At 69.0% G+C, this 17,731-nt stretch carries 12 protein-coding genes; 3 read left to right on the top strand and 9 right to left on the bottom strand.

Annotated features, from left to right (window positions below; translation table 11 throughout):
* Positions 1-277: 277 nt before the first annotated feature.
* Positions 278-1,774, top strand: a complete 1,497-nt coding sequence (locus ACZ4FV_RS17230; RefSeq protein ID WP_395872644.1) for a hypothetical protein — start codon at positions 278-280, stop codon at positions 1,772-1,774.
* A 58-nt stretch (positions 1,775-1,832) separates the two neighbouring features.
* Here the strand turns inward: ACZ4FV_RS17230 and ACZ4FV_RS17225 are convergent, their stop codons facing one another.
* The 9 genes from ACZ4FV_RS17225 to ACZ4FV_RS17185 form a co-directional block, all read right to left on the bottom strand.
* A complete protein-coding gene (locus ACZ4FV_RS17225; protein ID WP_395872646.1) occupies positions 1,833-3,422 on the bottom strand; it encodes an ABC transporter substrate-binding protein in 1,590 nt (529 codons plus the stop codon).
* A 300-nt stretch (positions 3,423-3,722) separates the two neighbouring features.
* Positions 3,723-5,309, bottom strand: coding sequence for an ABC transporter substrate-binding protein (locus ACZ4FV_RS17220; protein WP_395872648.1), 1,587 nt, complete (start codon positions 5,307-5,309; stop codon positions 3,723-3,725).
* A gap of 148 nt (positions 5,310-5,457) precedes the next feature.
* Positions 5,458-7,038: an ABC transporter substrate-binding protein gene (locus ACZ4FV_RS17215; protein WP_465322857.1), complete on the bottom strand. Its 1,581-nt coding sequence runs from the start codon at positions 7,036-7,038 to the stop codon at positions 5,458-5,460.
* A 242-nt stretch (positions 7,039-7,280) separates the two neighbouring features.
* On the bottom strand, positions 7,281-8,834 hold the full coding sequence (locus ACZ4FV_RS17210; protein ID WP_395872651.1) for an ABC transporter substrate-binding protein: 1,554 nt from the start codon (positions 8,832-8,834) through the stop codon (positions 7,281-7,283).
* A gap of 396 nt (positions 8,835-9,230) precedes the next feature.
* Positions 9,231-10,832, bottom strand: coding sequence for an ABC transporter substrate-binding protein (locus tag ACZ4FV_RS17205; RefSeq protein WP_395872653.1), 1,602 nt, complete (start codon positions 10,830-10,832; stop codon positions 9,231-9,233).
* Positions 10,833-11,040: 208 nt separating this feature from the next.
* On the bottom strand, positions 11,041-12,351 hold the full coding sequence (locus ACZ4FV_RS17200) for an ABC transporter ATP-binding protein (RefSeq protein WP_465322856.1): 1,311 nt from the start codon (positions 12,349-12,351) through the stop codon (positions 11,041-11,043).
* Positions 12,348-13,415 (bottom strand): ABC transporter ATP-binding protein, encoded by a 1,068-nt coding sequence (locus ACZ4FV_RS17195; protein WP_395872657.1) that lies wholly within the window; start codon positions 13,413-13,415, stop codon positions 12,348-12,350. Before ACZ4FV_RS17195 ends, ACZ4FV_RS17200 begins: the two co-directional genes overlap by 4 nt.
* Before the next feature lie 130 nt (positions 13,416-13,545).
* Positions 13,546-14,472 carry an ABC transporter permease gene (locus ACZ4FV_RS17190; protein WP_395872659.1) on the bottom strand — a complete coding sequence of 309 codons (927 nt, stop codon included), beginning with the start codon at positions 14,470-14,472 and terminating at the stop codon, positions 13,546-13,548.
* Positions 14,469-15,419: an ABC transporter permease gene (locus tag ACZ4FV_RS17185; RefSeq protein WP_395872661.1), complete on the bottom strand. Its 951-nt coding sequence runs from the start codon at positions 15,417-15,419 to the stop codon at positions 14,469-14,471. The genes ACZ4FV_RS17190 and ACZ4FV_RS17185 overlap by 4 nt, the downstream gene beginning before the upstream one ends.
* A 600-nt stretch (positions 15,420-16,019) precedes the next feature.
* On the opposite strand from ACZ4FV_RS17185, the gene ACZ4FV_RS17180 reads away from it, so the two are divergent.
* The gene (locus ACZ4FV_RS17180; RefSeq protein ID WP_395872663.1) at positions 16,020-17,333 is read left to right on the top strand and encodes an ammonium transporter; all 1,314 of its coding nucleotides are present in this window, start codon (positions 16,020-16,022) and stop codon (positions 17,331-17,333) included.
* Positions 17,330-17,668 (top strand): P-II family nitrogen regulator, encoded by a 339-nt coding sequence (locus ACZ4FV_RS17175; RefSeq protein WP_360310627.1) that lies wholly within the window; start codon positions 17,330-17,332, stop codon positions 17,666-17,668. Before ACZ4FV_RS17180 ends, ACZ4FV_RS17175 begins: the two co-directional genes overlap by 4 nt.
* Positions 17,669-17,731 lie beyond the last annotated feature (63 nt).

Here is a 17,731-nt window from a genome sequence, read left to right as displayed (position 1 = left end):
ACGCTGTGACCGCAGAACGTCATCTCGACGGCTGTCGGCTCCGCGCGATATGAACAGGACCGGCAGTCGTCGTCGACGCTGTGTCGATGATCAGTCAAACGCCGGTTCCCCCCTGGCGCGTCCCGGGCGCGTGGGGTGGCGAAGCCTGGCGTTTGGCGCATCGACCGACGCCTGCGCGCGAGTTGCGAATACGTTCGGCGAACGGGCCTGCGCGTACGGTTCCCATCGGGGCCCGACGCCTGACCGGCCGGACCGCTGAGGGCATGGGGGCGATGCGGTGGCGACGACGCGAACGCGGGACGGCGGGTCCGCGGACGAACACGAGCCGGACGGCGGGCGGCAACCCAACGACCGGCTCGCCGCGTGGTTCGCCCGCAGCGGGTGGTCGAAGGGCGAGCTGGCCCGCCAGGTGAACCGGCACGCGCGGGCGATGTCGGCCCCCCACGTGAGCACCGACACCTCGCGGGTGCGCCGCTGGCTGGACGGGGAACAACCGCGCGAGCCGATACCGCAGATCCTGGCCGAGTTGTTCACCCGACGCTTCGGTCGGGTGGTCAGCATCGACGAGTTGGGCCTGCGCGAGCCGGACGAGCCGCACGGCGACTTCGGCGTGGACCTGCCCTGGACGTTCGAGACCGTGGTGGAGATCCTCGGCGAGTACACCCGCGGCGATCTGCTGCTGGGCCGACAGGAGTTCGTCGGCCCGGCGCTGCGCCTGGCGGCGGGCCGCGATCTGGTCGAACCGCTCCAGCGCTGGTCGGCGCCGCTGCCCGCGACACCGAGCGCGCCGTCGATCGGTGTCGGCGACCGTTCGGGGCCGGCTCGCCCGATGCGGCTGCCGGCCGCCGCGACCGAACATCTGCGCGACTCGGTGCGGTTGTTCCGGCGCTGGGACATGCAGGGCGGCGGCGGGCTGCGGCGCAAGGCGGTGATCGGACAACTCAACGCGCTCACCGACCTGTTGCGCACCGAGCGGTCGGCCGCCGTCCGGACCCGGCTGCTCGGTCTGACCGCCGAACTCGCTTTGCTCGCCGGGTGGATGTCCTACGACACCGGCCTGCAACCGGGCGCGCAGAAGTACATGGTGCTCGCGCTGCACGCCGCGAAGGAGTGCGACGACGCGCCGTTCGGGGCCAACGTGCTCGGGGTGATGTCCCGGCAGATGATCCACTACGAGCTGCCCGAGGACGCGCTGGAATTGATCCACCTGGCCCAGTACGGCAGCCGGGACACCGGCGGAGCGGGGCTCCAGGCGATGTTGTGCGCGCTGGAGGGGCGTGCGTACGCCGCGCTGGGCGACGCGGATCGATGTAGGCGCGCGCTGGGCCTGGCCGAACAGGCGCTGGCCGACAGCCGGCCCGGGACCGAGCCGGACTGGATCCGCTACTTCGACCGGGCCGAACTGCTCGCCGAGAGCGGGCACGCGTATCGCGATCTCGCCTACACCCGACCGGCGTTCGTGACCCCGGCCGGGGAGCGGCTGGGCGAGGCCGTACGGCTGCTGCGGGGCACCGACGAGTTCGTCCGCAGCCTCGCGCTCGCCCGGGTGGGGCTGGCCACGGTGTTCCTGATCGAGAACGACCCGCCGGCCGCGGTCGAGCAGGCCGGCGCGGCGCTGGAGATCGCCTCCCGGGTGCGCTCCGAGCGGCTGATCGTGCGGTTGCGGCGCACCGTCGAGGCACTGGCCGGGCGCTTCCCGAGCGATCCCGCGGTGCGCGACCTGGCCGCCCGGGTGGCCCGCGAGCTGCCCGAGGCGCCGTTCCCCACCGCGTGACGCGCGTCGGCCCCCGCCCGCGCGAGGCGGACGGGGGCCGAACGGCGGGGAGGCGGGACTACTTCAGCCCGACCCGGTCCATGAAGAAGACGCCGGTGTTGTACTGCGCGACACCGGTGACCTTCTTGTTGAACAGGACCCCGATCGAGGACTCGGCGTACGTCCACACCGGCAGGTCGGCGGACATCGCCTTCTGCAGTTCCGAGTAGGCCTTCTTGCGGATGGTCGGGTCGGTCGAGTTGCGGCCGGTCACCAGGGCCGCGTCCACCGCCGGGTTGTTCCAGCCGATGAAGTTGGTCGGGCTCTTGGAGAACCAGTTGTTGAAGGCCAGCGGCTCGGGGTCGACCAGCCACTGCTGGAAGAGCATCGCCTGGAAGTCGCGGCGGAACGCGTACTTCTCGATGTAGGCGCCGATCTCCAGCGGTTCCAGCTTCATCGAGACGTTCTTGTACTCGGCGAGCTGGGTCTGCATCCACTCGGCGACCTTGACCGAGGACGGGTTCTGCGGCAGCAGGTAGTTGAACTCGACCTTCTTGCCGTCGCGTTCGAGCTCGTCGAAGAGCTGCTTGGCCTTGGCCTTGTCGGGCGCGGCCTGCGCGCTCGCCGCGTCGTAGAACGGCGACTTCTGGGCGAAGTAGCCCTTCGCGGGCACGTAGCCGTTGGCGAGGGTCTTGGGGATGCCGGCCGGGTCCAGGGCGAGGGTGATCGCCTGCCGTGCCCGCGGGTCGTCGAACGGCGGCTTGGTCATGTTGAACTGGATCATCTGGCCGCCGTCGACCGAGCGCTGGACGACGCCGATCGCCTTCTCCGCCTGCGCGATGGTGGCGTTGTCGGAGCTCACGAAGATGTCCGCGCCGCCGCTGTTGACGGTGTTGTACTGCTGCTTGACGTCCGGCACGTTCTTGATGGTCAGCTTGTCCAGCTTGGGCAGACCCTTGTCCTTCTGCCAGTAGTTCTCGTTCTTGACGTAGACCTGCTGGCTGCCGCGGGTCCAGCTCTCCAGCTTGAACGGGCCGGCGCCGACCGGCTTGTTGCGGTACTCGTCCGGACCCTTGGCCAGCGACGCGGGCGACGCGATGTAGGTCAGGTCGATCGCGATCGCGCGGTCCAGGTTGGCGTTCGGCATGCCCAGCGGGGTGATCTCCAGCGTGGTCTCGTCGACCACCTTGCTGGTCAGCCCGGCGGCTATCTGGCGGTGCTGGGACTGGGTCTCCGCCTTCGCGTGCATGTCCCAGTTGAACTTGACCGCCTCGGCGTTCAACGGCGTGTTGTCGGAGAACACGACCCCCGGCCGGAGCTTGAGCTGCCAGGTCTTGCCGTTGTCCGAGGTGGCCAGGCTCGCACCGAGGTGCGGCTTGACCGAGTTGTCCGCCGCGTCGATGTAGAACAGCGGGTCGTACAGTGCCGCCAGGCGCGGCTCGTCCGCCACCGCGACGGACGCGGCCTTGAACGGGTCGAGCGAGGCGGAGTCCTGGACGGCCAGCATGGTCATGCTGCCGCCGGACTTGGCCTCGCCCTGGACGGTCGACTGTTTGCCGCCCGAGGAGCCGGAGTCGTCCGATCCGCCACACGCGGTGGCCGTGATACCGAGGACCACCATCATCGAGACGAGAGCCGTGCGACGTGCGGTCGTGCGTCGTGCAGACAACGTTCTTGCCACCTCCGCCGGGAACAACACAAGTGGTGCCGGGAGCCATGAGCTGTGGAGCGGGCACTGCCGAATCGGTACTGCGTGCGGCACACCGTAGGTCCACTCGGCGCAACTTGCACGACCTGTAAGCCGATCTGTTACATCGTTACAGACAGTTGTCGAATCGTGTCGGGAGACCGGACTTTCCGGCCCGGGAGGTGGCCGGGAAGCCCGCTCGCGGATTGCGAACGGGCCTCCCGGACACCCGAGGTGACGGTGTGTCGGATCAGCCGGAGGCGATCCGGGACCGGCGTTCGGCTACTTCAGGCCGACCCGGTCCATCAGCATGCCACCGTCCTGCACACCCACCACACCCACGGCCCTGGGGCCGGAGATGATGTTGGTGACCGCCTCCTGGTAGGCGAGCATCGGCAGGTCCTTGACGAGCACCTTCTGCAGGTCGGAGTAGGCGGCCTTGCGCGCCGCCTCGTCGGTGGTGGAGCGGCCCTTGATCAGCGCCGCGTCCGCCTCGGGGCTCTTGTACCCGGTGAAGTTCAACGGGGTCTGCGAGAACAGGCTGTTGAACAGCACCGGTTCCGGGTCGCTGGACCAGATCTGGTAGAGCGCCGCGGTGTAGTTCTTCTGCACCGTCAGGCGCAGGTAGTAGCTGGCCACCTCGGCCTTGTCGAGCTTGACCTCGACGTTCTTGAAGGCGTTGAGCGCAGTCATGGTGTACTCGGAGGTCGCGTTGGAGGTCGGGTTCTCCGGGACCAGGTAGTTGAACTTGACCGGCTTGCCCTCGGCCGCGAGTTCGTCGAAGAGCTTCTGCGCCTCGACCTTGTTCGGACTCGGCTGCGCGGCGGTGGCGTCGGTGAAGGTCTTGCCGCTGTGGAAGATGCTCTTGGCCGGGGTCGCCGTGCCCGCGTACATCTTCTGGTTCAGGTCGACCGGGTCGAGCGCGAGCGCGACCGCACGGCGCGCGCGAGCGTCGTCGAACGGCGCCGTCGAGGTGTTGAAGACGATCATCTGGCCGCCGTCGAGGGTGAACGGCGTGACGCCCAGGCCGCCTTCCTGCGCTGCCTTGGTCTTCTGCGGGTCGATGGTGAAGGTGATGTCCGCGCCACCGGCCTTGATCGTGTCGACCTGCTGCTTGACGTCGTTGACCACCTTGATGGTCAGCGTGTCCAGGTAGGGCTTGTCCGGTCCCTGCCAGTAGTTCGGGTTCTTCTCGAACACCATCTGGCTGTCCCGGGTCCAGGACTTGAGGACGAACGGACCGGCTCCGACCGGCTTTTCGCCCTTGGGGTCGGCCGCGTACTGCTTGGGCGACTCGATGTAGGACAGCTCCGAGGCCACCGTGCGGTCGAAGTTCGCGTTCAGCATCGGCAGCGTGATCCTGAGCGTCAGCGGGTCGGCCACCTCCAGCCCCAGGCCGCTCGCGGCCGGGCGGTGCTGGCTGAGCACCTCCGGCTTGGCGTGCATCTCCCAGTTGAACTTGACGGCGGCGGCGTCCAGCGGGGTGCCGTCGCTGAACTTGACGTTCGGCTTGACCTTGAGCGTCCAGACCTTGCCGCCGTCGTCGCTCTTGAGGCTCTCGCCGATCTGCGGGACCACCTTGTTCTGCGTGTTGTCCACGTAGAACAGCGCGTCGTAGACGGCGAGCATGCGGTTGAGGTCGGTGACCGCCGCGTACGACGCGTTGAACGGCGTCATGCTGCGCGCGTCGGACACGGTGAGCAGGGTCAGGTTGCCGCCCTTCTTGGCACCCGCGGACGCGTTCGGGTCGGCCTTGCCGCCGGCGGCGTCGTCCCCGCCGCCACACGCGGCGAGGGTCAGGGCGAGTGCGGAAACGCCGGCGATGGCCGCCGAGCGCTTTCGTGCGTTGTTGCCGAGGTTGCTGCTCATGTGACTCCTCCGTTGTCACAAGGCACATCCGATCCCCGTTCGGATCGGGTGCTGTGGTGCTGTGGTGCACGGCCGGGTGGTGTGCGCGACACCGAGAACACCGGGTCGCGCCGGCCACCCGGCCGGGTCTGTGGGGGTCAGCCGCTCATCAGCGCCGCCCGATGGCGTCGAAGTGGATCAGGCCGTCGTTGAACAACTGGATCCCGACCAGGTCGGCCCGGTGTACCGCGCCGATGACCGCCGACGAGTAGACCCAGAACGGGAGATCGCGATTGACCTGGTTCTGCAACCGGGTGTAGGCGTCCCGCCGCGAGGACGCGTCGGTGGATCGCCGACCGTCCTCCAGAGCGGCGTCCACGACGTCGTTCGCGTAGCCGGTGATGTTGCTCAAACCGGCCTTGCTGTACAGGAATTGATAGATCGTCGGCTCGACGTCGTCGGCCCAGAGCTGACATACGGTGGCGTCGAAGTCGCTGCCCGCCAACCGGGTCACCAGCGAGGCCATGTCGGTGATCTCGACGATCACGGTGACGCCCGGATAGCCCTCCAGGGTCTGCCGGATGTACTCGGCGGTGCCGCGCATCTTGACGTTGTCGGGCACCAGGTAGCGGAAGACGAACGGTTTCTTCCCGTTGTTGGTGAGCTGCGCGAACAGCGCGCGGGCCTCGTCGGGCCGATTCTCCGGCGCGGCCAGGTTGACGTTCGCCAGCGGCGACGTGGCGTCGAAGATGCCACGCGCCGATTCGCCCCGGCCGCCGTAGAAACGCCGGTTGATCTCGGCGCTGCTGAGCGCCAGCGCCACCGCTCGGCGGGCGGCCGGATCCTGGAAGACTCCCTTGCGCACGTTGAAGGCGACCATCAGTCCGCCGTTGAGACGGGTGTCCTCGGCGACCAGTCCGTCCGCGCGGGCCTGCGCCACACTCTGCGGATCGATGGTCAGGGTGAGGTCGGCCCGCTTTGCCCGGATCGACTTGTTCGCGCCCTCGACATCCTTGTCCACCCGGAAGACCACCTCGTCGAGGTAGGGCCGATTCCGTTGCCAGTACTGGGGATTGCGCTCCAGCCGCAACTCCTTGCCCGGCTCCCAGCTCTTCACCTTGAACGGGCCGGCGCCCACCGGCGCGTGCTTGAGTTCGTAGCGGCCGTCGGCGGTGGCGACCAGGCGTCGGGGCGCGACGAAGGAGAGGTTGCGCGCGATGGTGTGGTCGAAGTTGGCGTTCGAGGAGGGCAGTTCGATCCGCAACTGGAGCGTGGAGACCTCGGTCAGCAGCACCCCGCGCAGCGGACCGCCGACCAGCGAGCGCACCGTGGGGTCGCGGTGCGCCTCCCAGTTCGCCTTGACCGTGCCGGCGTCGAGCGAACTGCCGTCGCTGAACCGCACGTCCGGACGCAGGGTCAGGGTCCAGATCCGCGCGCTCTGGTCGGAGACCAGCGATTCGGCCAGCTTGGGGCGCACCCCGCCCGTGCTCGGATCGGTCCACACCAGGACGTCGTACAGCGCGGCCAACCGGTTCGAGTCGGCGACGCTGGAGTAGGAGGCGGTGAACGGGTCGAGTCCGCGCTCCTCGCCGGGCATCAGGATCGTGACCGAACCGCCGTGCTCGGGCTCACCGGAGGAACTCCCGGAGTCGGAGGAGTCCAGACCGCAGCCCGCCGTCGCCAGCACCGTCGCCGCCGCGAGAGCGAGGGCCAGTCGGCGGCGCAGGCCGCGGCACGGTGGTCGTCGCAAGGGTGTTTTCGGGTGGGTTACCACTGCCGGCCTACCTACCTATCACTGTGGGGTTCGAACGTGCCTCGTGCGTCGGTGCAGTCGTGCAGTCGTTCCGGAAGTGCGGTAGCGCTGTGGTGCGGCGGTTCGCGCCCGAGTCGCGGCGGAACCGGGTGCGTCCGCATGGCGGGCGTGATTCGGCCCGGGGGTACGGAGGGACGTCCCGCCCGGGCACACGGGCCCGGGCGGGACGGGTGGATCCACTAGCCGGTGGTGCCGATCCGGTCCCACAGGATGGCGCCGTCGTTGGCCAACTGGATGCCGGTGATCCTGGGGCTGTAGACCGCGGCGGTGACCGCTTCCTGGTAGACCCAGAACGGCATGTCCTTGTTCACCTGCAGCTGTACACGCGTGTACGCGTCGCGTCGCTGGGCGGGGTCGGTCGTCCTGCGCGCGTCCTCGAGCGCGGTGTCGACCGCCTGGTTCTCGTAATTGCTGTTGTTCGGCATGCTCTTGCTGTGCAGCAGATCGTAGATGCCCGGCTCCGGGTCGTCGATCCATTGCTGACCGAGAGCGGCGGCCCACTCCGTGTTGCCGCTGCGGACGGTCTTGACGTAGGTCGCGATGTCGACGACCTTGACCTCCATCTCGACGCCGGGGTAGGTGTTCAGGACCTGCTTCATGTACTCGGCGACCCGGATCGACGCGGGAGCCTGCGGCACCCAGTAGGTGAACTTGAGCGGCTTGGTGCCGCCCGCCGTCACGTCGTCGAAGAGCTCCTTGGCCCGCTTCGGGTCGTTCTCCGAGGCCGCGAGTTGGATGTTGGCCACGGGGGAGGACGCGGCGAAGATGCCCTTGGCGGGCGTACCCTTGCCGCCGAAGAACTTCTGGTTGATCTCGATCCCGTTGAACGCGTAGACGAACGCGCGGCGGGCCCGCAGATCCTTGAACGGCGCGACGCTGAGGTTGAACACGACCATCTGGCCGCCGTTCAGCCCGATCCGCGTCACGCCCAGCTTCTTCTCCTCGGCCTGTGCGGTGGCGAGCGGGTCCACCGCGACGGTCAGGTCGGTCTTGCCCTCGTCGACCGCGGTCACCGAGTGGTTGACGTCGGTGTCCACCGTGATGGTCAGGTTGTCCAGGTGTGGCAGACCCTTGTCGAGTTGCCAGTAGTCGGGGTTTCGGGTGAAGGTCTGCTTGACCCCGCGATCCCACTTCACCAGCTTGTACGGACCCGCGCCGACCGGCTTGTCACCGATTCCGGTGGGACTGGCCCGAAGCGCGGTGGGCGAGGCGATGTAGGAGAGGTTGCGGGTCACCAGGTGGTCGAAGTTCGCGTTCTCGGTGACCAGCTTGATGTCGAGGGTGAGCGGGTCGCTGACGGCGAGCGAGAGGATCGCACTCGCCGCGCCGCGCTGGAAGGAACCGACCTTGGGGTCCTTGTGGCGGTCCCAGTTGAACCGGACGGCCTCGGCGTCGAACACCGTGCCGTCGCTGAACTTCACGTTGGGCTTGAGCTTGAGTCGCCACGTGTCGGCCTTGGGGCCGTTGATCGCCAGCGACTCGGCGATCTGCGGGCGCACACTGCCGGTGGTGGGGTCCGCCCACACCAGCGAGTCGTAGAGCGCCTGCATGCGACTGCCGTCGGCGACGTTGACGTACGACGTGGAGAAGGGGTCCAGGCTGGTGGAGTCGCCCGGGAGGCTCATCGTGAGCGAGCCGCCCTGCTTGGGCGTGCCCGCGGCCGACGGCTTGGTCTCGTCGTCGCCCCCGCAACCGGCGAGGACGGTGGCCAGTGCGGTCGCGACGACCAGCACGGTTATTCGGCGCCGGGGACGGGAACGGCGCGTGGATCGAAGGGACAACGGGGAAGTACGAGTCACTGCAGGGCCAACCTTCACCTGACGGACCGCCCGGGCTTCCGTGGCCGGGCGGCGGACGTGCTTGGTGCCGGGTACGTCGGCCGACTCGGGGGGAGAGGGCGACGGCGCCCCGGGTGGAGCATGGTGGTGCGTCCGTGCGGCTGTGCTGTCGTGCGGTGGTGCGTGCTACTCGGATGTCTGCGGCCCGGAGTCGAGACACGTGAAGGCCGGGAATCACGAAGGTGATTCCCGGCCTCCACGAACCGACTGGTAAGGGTGCCGTCCCTTTCTACTGCCTTCCGGCGATCTGGTCCATCAAGATCGGGTCACTGTTGTACTTCTGATGACCAGTCAGTCCTTTTTGCCGATGCGATCGAAGAGGAAGATGCCGTCGTTGGACAGTTGCACGCCGGTCACCCCGGAACGGAACACCCCCGCCACCACCGCCTCCTGATAGACCCACAGCGGCATGTCCCGGTCCAACTGGAGCTGGAGCTGCGTGTAGGCGGCGCGACGCCGGGACGGGTCGGTGGTGTTGCGGGCGTCGTCGAGTGCCCGGTCCACCACGTCGTCGCCATAGAAGCAGCAGTTGCTCGGGCTGCCCCGGTGCAGGTACTGGTAGACCACCGGCTCGGGGTCGTCGGCGAGCAACTGGCTGACCTTGACGTCGAACGCCTCGGCCAGGTTGGAGCGCTTGACGAACTCGGAGAGGTCGGCGGTCTCCACGTCGAGCGCGACGCCGGGGTACCGCTCCAGCGTCTCCTTCATGTAGCGGCCCAGTTCGTCGATCGCGCCGCTCTTGGGCGCGAAGAACTTGATCCGCATCGGCTTGGCGCCGTGCTCGGTCACCCTGTCGAACAACTCGGCGGCCTGCTGCGGCTTGTTCTCCGGCGCGGACAACTGCGGGTTGGCCAGCGCGGTGGCCTGGTTGAAGATGCCACGCGCGGGGGTGCCCGCGCCGCCGTACACGCGCTTGTTGATTTCCTCGCTGCTCAGCGCCAGCACGATCGCGCGGCGCACCTCGGGGTTGGCGGTGGGGCCGCCGGAGGTGTCGAAGCTCAGCAGTTGGCCACCGGAGAGCGCGAGCGACTCGACGCCGATGCCCGCGTCGCGCGCGGCCTTGAGGGTGAACGCGTCGCTGACGTTGGCGACGTCGGCCTTGCCCTTCTTCACCTTGTCCACCGCCGCGCTGCCGGAGCCCTCGAAGCGGAAGGTGAGGCTGTCCAGGAACGGCTTCGCCGGGCCCTGCCAGTAGGTCGGGTTCTTCACCAGGGTCAGGTGGTCACCCTTGACCCAGCCGCCCGGGGGGAGCATGAACGGGCCCGCGCCGACCGGGTGTTCGGCCAGCTTGTCGACGCCCTCGGCGATCGCCTTGGGCGAGGCGATGAAGGACAGGCTGCGTGCGACCAGGCGGTCGAAGTTGCCGTTCGGCTTGTCCAGGATGATCCGCAGTTCGAGCGCGTCGGCGCCGATCTGGCTCTTCATGCCCACGGTGGCGTCCCGCTGCCGGGATTTGGTGGTGGGCACCGCGTGCGTGTCCCAGTTGATCTTGACGGACGCGGCGTCGAAGACCGTGCCGTCGGTGAACCTGAGGTTGGGCCGGATCCGCAGGCTCCAGATCTTGTTGCCGCCGCCCTCCACCGGGGCCAGGCTCTCGGCGAGCTGCGGCTGCACCGAGCCGGTGACCGGGTTCGTCCAGACCAGGCTGTCGTACAGCGCCGCCATCCGGTTTCCGTCCGCCTGCGCGGCGTACGAGGGCAGGAAGGGGTCGAGGCTGCGGGCGTCGGCGGTGGCCAGGACGTCCAGCGAGCCGCCGGCCTTGGGCGTGCCCGCCGCGCTGGGGATCTCACCGGACTCGGCACCACAGCCGGCCGCGGCCAGGAGGCCGATCGCCGCGATCACGGCGGCGGTGCGACGGCGTGCCCGAAGGGCGAAGGTTCGTGCGTGTGCCACTGGAAACGTCCTCAAGCATGGAGCAGGCCGGCCGAAGGCCGGCTGCCGCGCGGTCAGCGCGGTCAGCGCCGTGAGGCTATAGGTCGACACGTGTCGCATCGTCGACGGGATGCCCGATTCGGCCCCCGATCGCTCGGCCCGGACACGCCCGTGTACGGACAGCGACGCGGTACGGCCGGGTCGGCCGTACCGCGTCGGGTGTCGGTGCTCAGTCCCGCTCGGTCGCCTCGGCCTTGGTCGTGGGCTTGGCCCCGGCGTCGGCCGCCGGCTCCGCCGCTGCCTCCGCCTCCGGGTCGGATTCGGCCGCGGCCTCGGTGACCGGCTCGGACTTCGACGCGGCCTCGGTCCCGGTCTTCGTCTCGGGCGCCGGCTCGACCTCGCTTCCGGACTTCGACGTGACCTCGGCCTTCGACGCGGCCTCTGCCGGTGCCTCGGAACGTGCCTCGGCCTCGGGGTCGGGCTCCGCGGCCGAGACGGCGCGGTCGAACACGGCCGCCTCGCCCACCAGCGGGAAGTGACACGCGACCCGGTGCCCCGGCGCGATCTCGCGCAGCGTCGGTACGTGCGCCGCGCACTCGTCGCGCGCGATCGGGCAGCGGGTCCGGAACCGGCAGCCGCTGGGCGGGTTCATCGGCGAGGGGATCTCGCCCTTGAGCGCGGGACCGGCCGGCGCCGCCGCGGGGTCGGGCGCGGGCACCGCGTCGAGCAGGGCGCGCGTGTAGGGGTGCGCGGGCGAGTCGTAGATCGCCGCGGTGTCGCCGGTCTCGGCGATGGTGCCCAGGTACATCACCGCGACGTCGTCGCTGATGTTGCGCACCACCGCGAGGTCGTGCGCGACGAAGATCATCGACACGCCGGTGCGGGTCTTCATCTCGTCGAGCAGGTCCAGCACCTGCGCCTGCACCGACACGTCCAGGGACGCCACCGGCTCGTCGCAGATCAACAGGTCGGGGTCGACCACCATGGCCCGGGCGATGGCGATCCGCTGGCACTGTCCGCCGGAGAACTGATGCGGACGCCGATCGGCGACCAGTTCCGGGTCCAGGCCCACCTGGCGCAGCACCGCCTCCACCCGCGGGCGGATCTCCTCGGCGGACAGGCCGGAGATGACCAGCCCCTCGGCGACGATGTCGAAGATCTTGCGACGCGGGTTCAGCGCCGAGATGGGGTCCTGGAACACCATCTGGATCCGCCGGCGCATGGTGCGCAGGCCGGCCTTGGGCAGCGTGGTCAGTTCCTGCCCGTCGAACCGGACCGAGCCCTCGGACGGCTTGGTCAACTGCAGGATGGCCCGGGCCAGCGTGGACTTGCCGCAGCCGGACTCACCGACCAGACCGAGCGTACGGCCGCGCCCGAGTTCGAAGCTCACGCCCGCGACGGCGTTCATCATCCCGCCGGGCACCCGGAAGCGCTGGACCAGGTCGGTGACCGTGAGCAGCGGGTCGGTGCCGGTCGCGGGCTCGGCGGCGGGCTTGGTGTCCAGGGCGAGCGCGCCCGGCGCGGTGCCGTCGGCGGTCATGCGGAGGTCTCCTTGATCAGGGACGGCGGCCCGGTCGCGTCGTCCGCGGCGACGGCGACGTCCTCGCCGACGGGGTGGTGGCAGGCGAACCGGTGCGTGCCCAGTTCGTCGCCCAACTCCGGCCGCTCGGTCCGACACAGGTCGTCCGCCGCCGTGCACCGGGCCGCGAACGCGCAGCCGGACTTGAGCGTGACCAGGTCGGGCGGCGCGCCCGGGATCGCCCGCGGGCGCTGCTCGCGGGGCACGTCCAGGCGCGGCACGGCGCCCAGCAGGGCCTCGGTGTAGCGGTGCCGGCGGTGGGCGAACAGGTCGGCGGTGGGCGAGTGTTCGACCATGCGGCCGGCGTACATCACGGCGATCTGGTCGGTCCGCCCGGCCACCACGCCCAGGTCGTGGCTGACCAGGATCATGCCCATGCCGCGTTCGGCCTGGATCTCCTGGAGCAGGTCGAGGATCTGCCGCTGCACGGTCACGTCCAGCGCGGTGGTCGCCTCGTCCGCGATCAGCACGTCGGGGTCGCACGCGAGCGCCATCGCGATGGTCACCCGCTGGCGCATACCGCCGGAGAGCTGGTGCGGATACTGCCGGGCGCGCTTGACCGGCTCGGGGATGCCGACCAGCGTGAGCAGTTCGATCGCGCGCTCGCCGGCCTCCTTCTTGCCCATGCCCAGGTGCAGCCGCATCGATTCGGTGAGCTGGCGGTCGATCCGCAGCACCGGGTTGAGCGAGGTCATCGGGTCCTGGAAGACCATCGCGATCCGGTTGCCCCAGATCGTGCGGGCCTCCTTGCGCGGTACGCCGACCAGTTCGCGGCCGTCCAGGCGCACGCTGCCGTGGATGTCGGCGATCGAGGGGCAGATGCCCATCAGCGAGCGCACCAGCATCGACTTGCCCGAGCCGGACTCGCCGACCAGGCCGAGCGTCTCGCCGCGTTCGATGCTGAAGGAGACCCCGTCCACCGCCTTGAGCAACCCGCGCGGGGTGTCCAGGTGGACCCGCAGGTCGGTGGCCCGCAGCAGTGGTGCGTCCGGCGTGGGCGAGCCGGTCGTCTTCGGCTCCGCCATGGTCACCACGCCACCTTCGCGCCGCGCGGCTGTTGGATCCCGTCCATGAGAGCGGTCCCGTCTGTGTGAGGGGGTCGAAGAACGGGATCGACGGCGGCCCTCGGGGCGAGGGCCGGCGCCGATCCCTCGGCTACAGCTTGGTGTCGCGGACGTCGAACTTCGCGCGCAGCCGGTCGCCGATGACGTTGAGCGAGAAGACGGTCAGGAAGAGCACGCCGCACGGCACGAACACCTGGGACGGATACAGCGAGAGGTCGTCCTTGGCGGCGTTGATCATGCCGCCCCAACTGGGCATCGGCGGCGGGATGCTCAGGCCGAGGAAGGACAGCGAGCCCTCCGCGACGATCAGCACCGCCATCACGATCACCGAGTACGACATCACCGCCGGGAACGTGTTGGGCAACAGTTCCTTGAAGATGATCCGACCCGGACCCGCTCCCATCGCCTTGGCCACCGTGACGTACTCGCGGTTGGACTGGGCGATCGCGCTCGCCTTGGTCAGCCGGGTGAAGCCGGGGATGGTCAACACGGCGAGACCGGCGGTGATGCTGGTCTGCGACGGCTCGTACACCGAGGACAGCGCGAGCAGCAGGATCAGCGGCGGAAAGGCGAGCAGCGCGTCGGAGCACAGGTCGATGATCATCTCGGTGACGCCGCGGAAGTAGGCCGCGACCAGACCGAGCAGGCCGCCGATCACCACGCCGACCACGACCGACACCAGCGCGACGATCATCGACACGCGTGCGCCGAAGGCGAGCCGGGTCAGGTGGCTGCGGCCGAGGCCGTCGGTGCCGAGGAACTCCGGCCAGGCCGCGAAGGGCTTCTGCTTCGCCTCGCCGAACGCCTTGCCGTACTCGTGCGGGAAGACGCCGGGGGCGATCAGGCTCAGCAGCGCGCCGAGCAGCACGATGCTCATCCACGCGATGGCGAACCAGAGCAGGATGCTGGGGCGCTTGCGGGCCTTGCCGCTCTTGGCCCGCTTGACCTGCGAGGGGCGCAGTCCGGTGGGTTCGGCGGCGCCCAGGGCGGGCTCGGGCGCGGTTTCGAGTGTGCTCATCGGGCCCTCACTCTCGGGTCGATGAGGGAGTAGCCGATGTCCACGAGCGTGTTGAGCAGCACGTAGATGATCGCGATCACCACGACCGTGCCCTGCACGACGGGGATGTCCTTGCCGTTGATCGCCTGGTACATGCCCTGTCCCAAGCCGGGGATGGCGAAGTAGGACTCGACGATGACCGTACCGCCGATCAATCGACCCAGGGTCAGGCCGGAGACGGTCAGCAGCGAGAAGGACGAGGGTCGCAGCGCGTGCCGGAAGAGCACGTACGGCGTGGACAGACCCTTGGACCGCGCGGTCAGGATGAAGTCCTCCTGGAGCGTGGCGAGCATGTCGCTGCGCAACAGGCGTTGGAACTGCGGGATCTCCGCGAGTGCCAGGGCAAGGGCGGGTAGGAACGCGAACTCGATGTTCTTGGCGAAGTCGACCGAGATGTACTCCCAGCCCGTCGGCTTGAACGCGAGCATCATGTTCGGGTTCGCGAAGAAGTAGACGAGGATGAACACGCTGACGAAGGTGGGGATCGACAGCAGGCCCGAGGAGAGCCCGCCGATCACGCGGTCGACGCGACCGCCCGCCTTCGCGGCCGTCCACACGCCCAGCGGCACGGCCACGATCAGGGCCATGAGCAGGGCGAAGACGGCGAGTTCCAGGGTCACCGGGAACCGCTCGCTGATGCCGTCCATGACGGAGGTCCGGGTCTTCAGGGACTCCCCGAGGTCGCCGGTGAGCGCGTTGCCCACCCAGGTCACGTATCGGACGGGCAGCGACTTGTCGTACCCGAACTCGTGCTCCAGGTCCTTGAGGTCCTGCGGTGTGGAGCCGGGGCCGAGCATCTGGGCGACCGGTGAGCCGTCCACCAGGTCGGGCAGGGCCGTGGTCGCGAACGTGACCAGGAACAGCACCGGAATCAGGGCCAGCAACTTGCGACCGAGCAGGCGCAACACGACGGTGTCACCCCCTCTCGCTGGTCTGGTCGGTTGACGAGGTCTGTTGAACATTCCGTGCGGTGGTGCGTTCGCGCGAAACCGCCGAATCCCGGACAGGGCCGTTCACCTGTGGTGACACGTGCCTTGACGGGTCGTCAGTTAAGCGCGGTGATTAATTACGGCAGTGGGCGCGATCAATGTCAATGGATTCACGGCAACCGTTAGCGGGTCGAAAACGTCGGTCCCGAACCGGAGGGTTGCCCTCCGTCCGCACGTGTCGACCTGCGCGAATAAGGTGCGGAGGCCAACTAACTGACGGTGCGTCAGATGTCGTCGACGGGCTGTGTGTGGGTCGCCCGCCGCTCATCCGCCGGACACCCACACACGCGTCGCGCGCGCGACCCCGAGCCGCCCGGGCCGTGCCACCCGTAGCTCCGCGCGAGCGGCGCGATCCGGCCGGCTCGGCGCGTGAGCGGACGTTCATCCGCCGGAAACACATGTGCGCCAAGCGTCACGTCGGCGAAACACGTCGCGCCACGGCGTGAAACCTCACACCCCGAAGCTCCTTCCCATGAGCTCCCGGAGGTCGGCCGGGGCCACGGAGAAGAGAGGCAGAGTATGGACACGGGTAACACCGCATTCGTACTCCTGAGCGCCGCACTGGTCATGCTCATGACGCCCGGGCTGGCGTTCTTCTACGGCGGCATGGTCCGCGTGAAGAGCGTCCTGAACATGCTGATGATGAGCTTCATCTGCCTGGCTGTCGTGACGGTGCTGTGGGTGCTCTACGGGTTTTCGATGACGTTCAGTACGGACGCCTTCGGCGGGTTGGTCGGCAACCTCGACTGGTACGGCATGCGCGACATCGGGGTCGCGGAGTTGTGGGACGGCTACACGATCCCGGTGACGGTGTTCGCGGCCTTCCAGCTGATGTTTGCGATCATCACCCCGGCGCTGATCAGCGGCGCAGTCGCGGACCGCACCAAGTTCACCGCCTGGGCCGTGTTCGTGGCGTTCTGGGTGACCCTGGTCTACTTCCCCATCGCGCACTGGGTCTGGGCCGCGGACGGCTGGCTGTTCGAGAAGGGCGTGATCGACTTCGCCGGCGGTACGGCGGTGCACATCAACGCCGGTATCGCCGCACTGGCCCTGGTCCTGGTGATCGGCAAGCGGGTCGGCTTCAAGCGTGACCCGATGCGCCCGCACAACCTGCCGCTGGTGATGATCGGCGCCGGCCTCCTGTGGTTCGGCTGGTTCGGCTTCAACGCCGGCTCCTGGCTCGCCGCGGACGGCGTCACCGGCCGGGCGCTGATCAACACCCAGATCGCCACCGCCGCGGCCATGCTCGGCTGGCTGTTCCTGGAGAAGATCCGCGACGGACACCTGACCACCCTGGGCGCCGCGTCCGGCGCGGTGGCCGGCCTGGTCGCGATCACCCCCGCGTGCGGTGCGCTCAGCCCGCTCGGTTCGATCGCGCTGGGTCTGGTCGCGGGCGCGGTCTGCGCCTGGGCGGTGGGCCTGAAGTACAAGCTCGGCTACGACGATTCGCTCGACGTGGTCGGCGTGCACCTGGTCGGCGGCATCATCGGCTCGCTCGCCCCCGGCTTCCTGGCCACCGGCCACATCCAAAACGATGTCGAGGGCCTGTTCTACGGTGGGGGCTTCGACCAGCTGGGCAAGCAGCTGATCGGCGTCGGTGCCGTCCTCGCCTACTCCTTCGTCGTCACCTTCATCCTGGGCACGGTCATTCACAAGACCATCGGCTTCCGGGTGTCCGAGGACGACGAGGTGGCCGGCATCGACCGGGTCGAGCACGCCGAGACCGGGTACGACTTCGCCGCACTCGGCGGTTCCACCCGACCGTCGGCGGGCATCGGCACCTCTACGGGCGCGGGCGCCGCGGCCCCCGCCGACACGAAGGTGGATGCGTGAAGCTCATCACGGCGGTGATCAAGCCGCACCGGCTCGACGACGTCAAGAACGCCCTCCAGGCGTTCGGCGTGCACGGCCTCACCGTGACCGAGGCGAGCGGCTACGGCCGGCAGCGCGGCCACACCGAGGTCTACCGAGGCGCCGAGTACCAGGTCGACCTCGTGCCCAAGGTCCGGATCGAGGTCGTCGCGGACGACGAGGACGCCGAGGAACTGCTGGACGTGCTGGTCAAGGCCGCGCGCACCGGCAAGATCGGGGACGGCAAGGCCTGGATCGTCCCGGTGGACAGTGTGGTCAGGGTGCGTACCGGCGAACGCGGCCCGGAAGCCCTGTAGGACCCCCGATGGCCGGTCCCGCCCCGAAGCGAGTCTTCGGGGACGGGTCCGGCCATCGGCCTT

It is taken from the genome of Embleya sp. NPDC025285 (genome assembly GCF_055558835.1).
The sequence above is the reverse complement of the archived record's forward strand: the minus strand, read 5'-3'. Positions and strand labels throughout refer to the sequence as shown.

Excerpts from the sequence above, each read along its gene's own strand:
- ACZ4FV_RS17200 (WP_465322856.1), bottom strand. The coding sequence starts at position 12,351 with ATGACCGCCGACGGCACCGCGCCGGGCGCGCTCGCCCTGGACACCAAG.
- ACZ4FV_RS17180 (WP_395872663.1), top strand. The coding sequence starts at position 16,020 with ATGGACACGGGTAACACCGCATTCGTACTCCTGAGCGCCGCACTGGTC.
- ACZ4FV_RS17195 (WP_395872657.1), bottom strand. The coding sequence starts at position 13,415 with ATGGCGGAGCCGAAGACGACCGGCTCGCCCACGCCGGACGCACCACTG.
- ACZ4FV_RS17190 (WP_395872659.1), bottom strand. The coding sequence starts at position 14,472 with ATGAGCACACTCGAAACCGCGCCCGAGCCCGCCCTGGGCGCCGCCGAA.
- ACZ4FV_RS17220 (WP_395872648.1), bottom strand. The coding sequence starts at position 5,309 with ATGAGCAGCAACCTCGGCAACAACGCACGAAAGCGCTCGGCGGCCATC.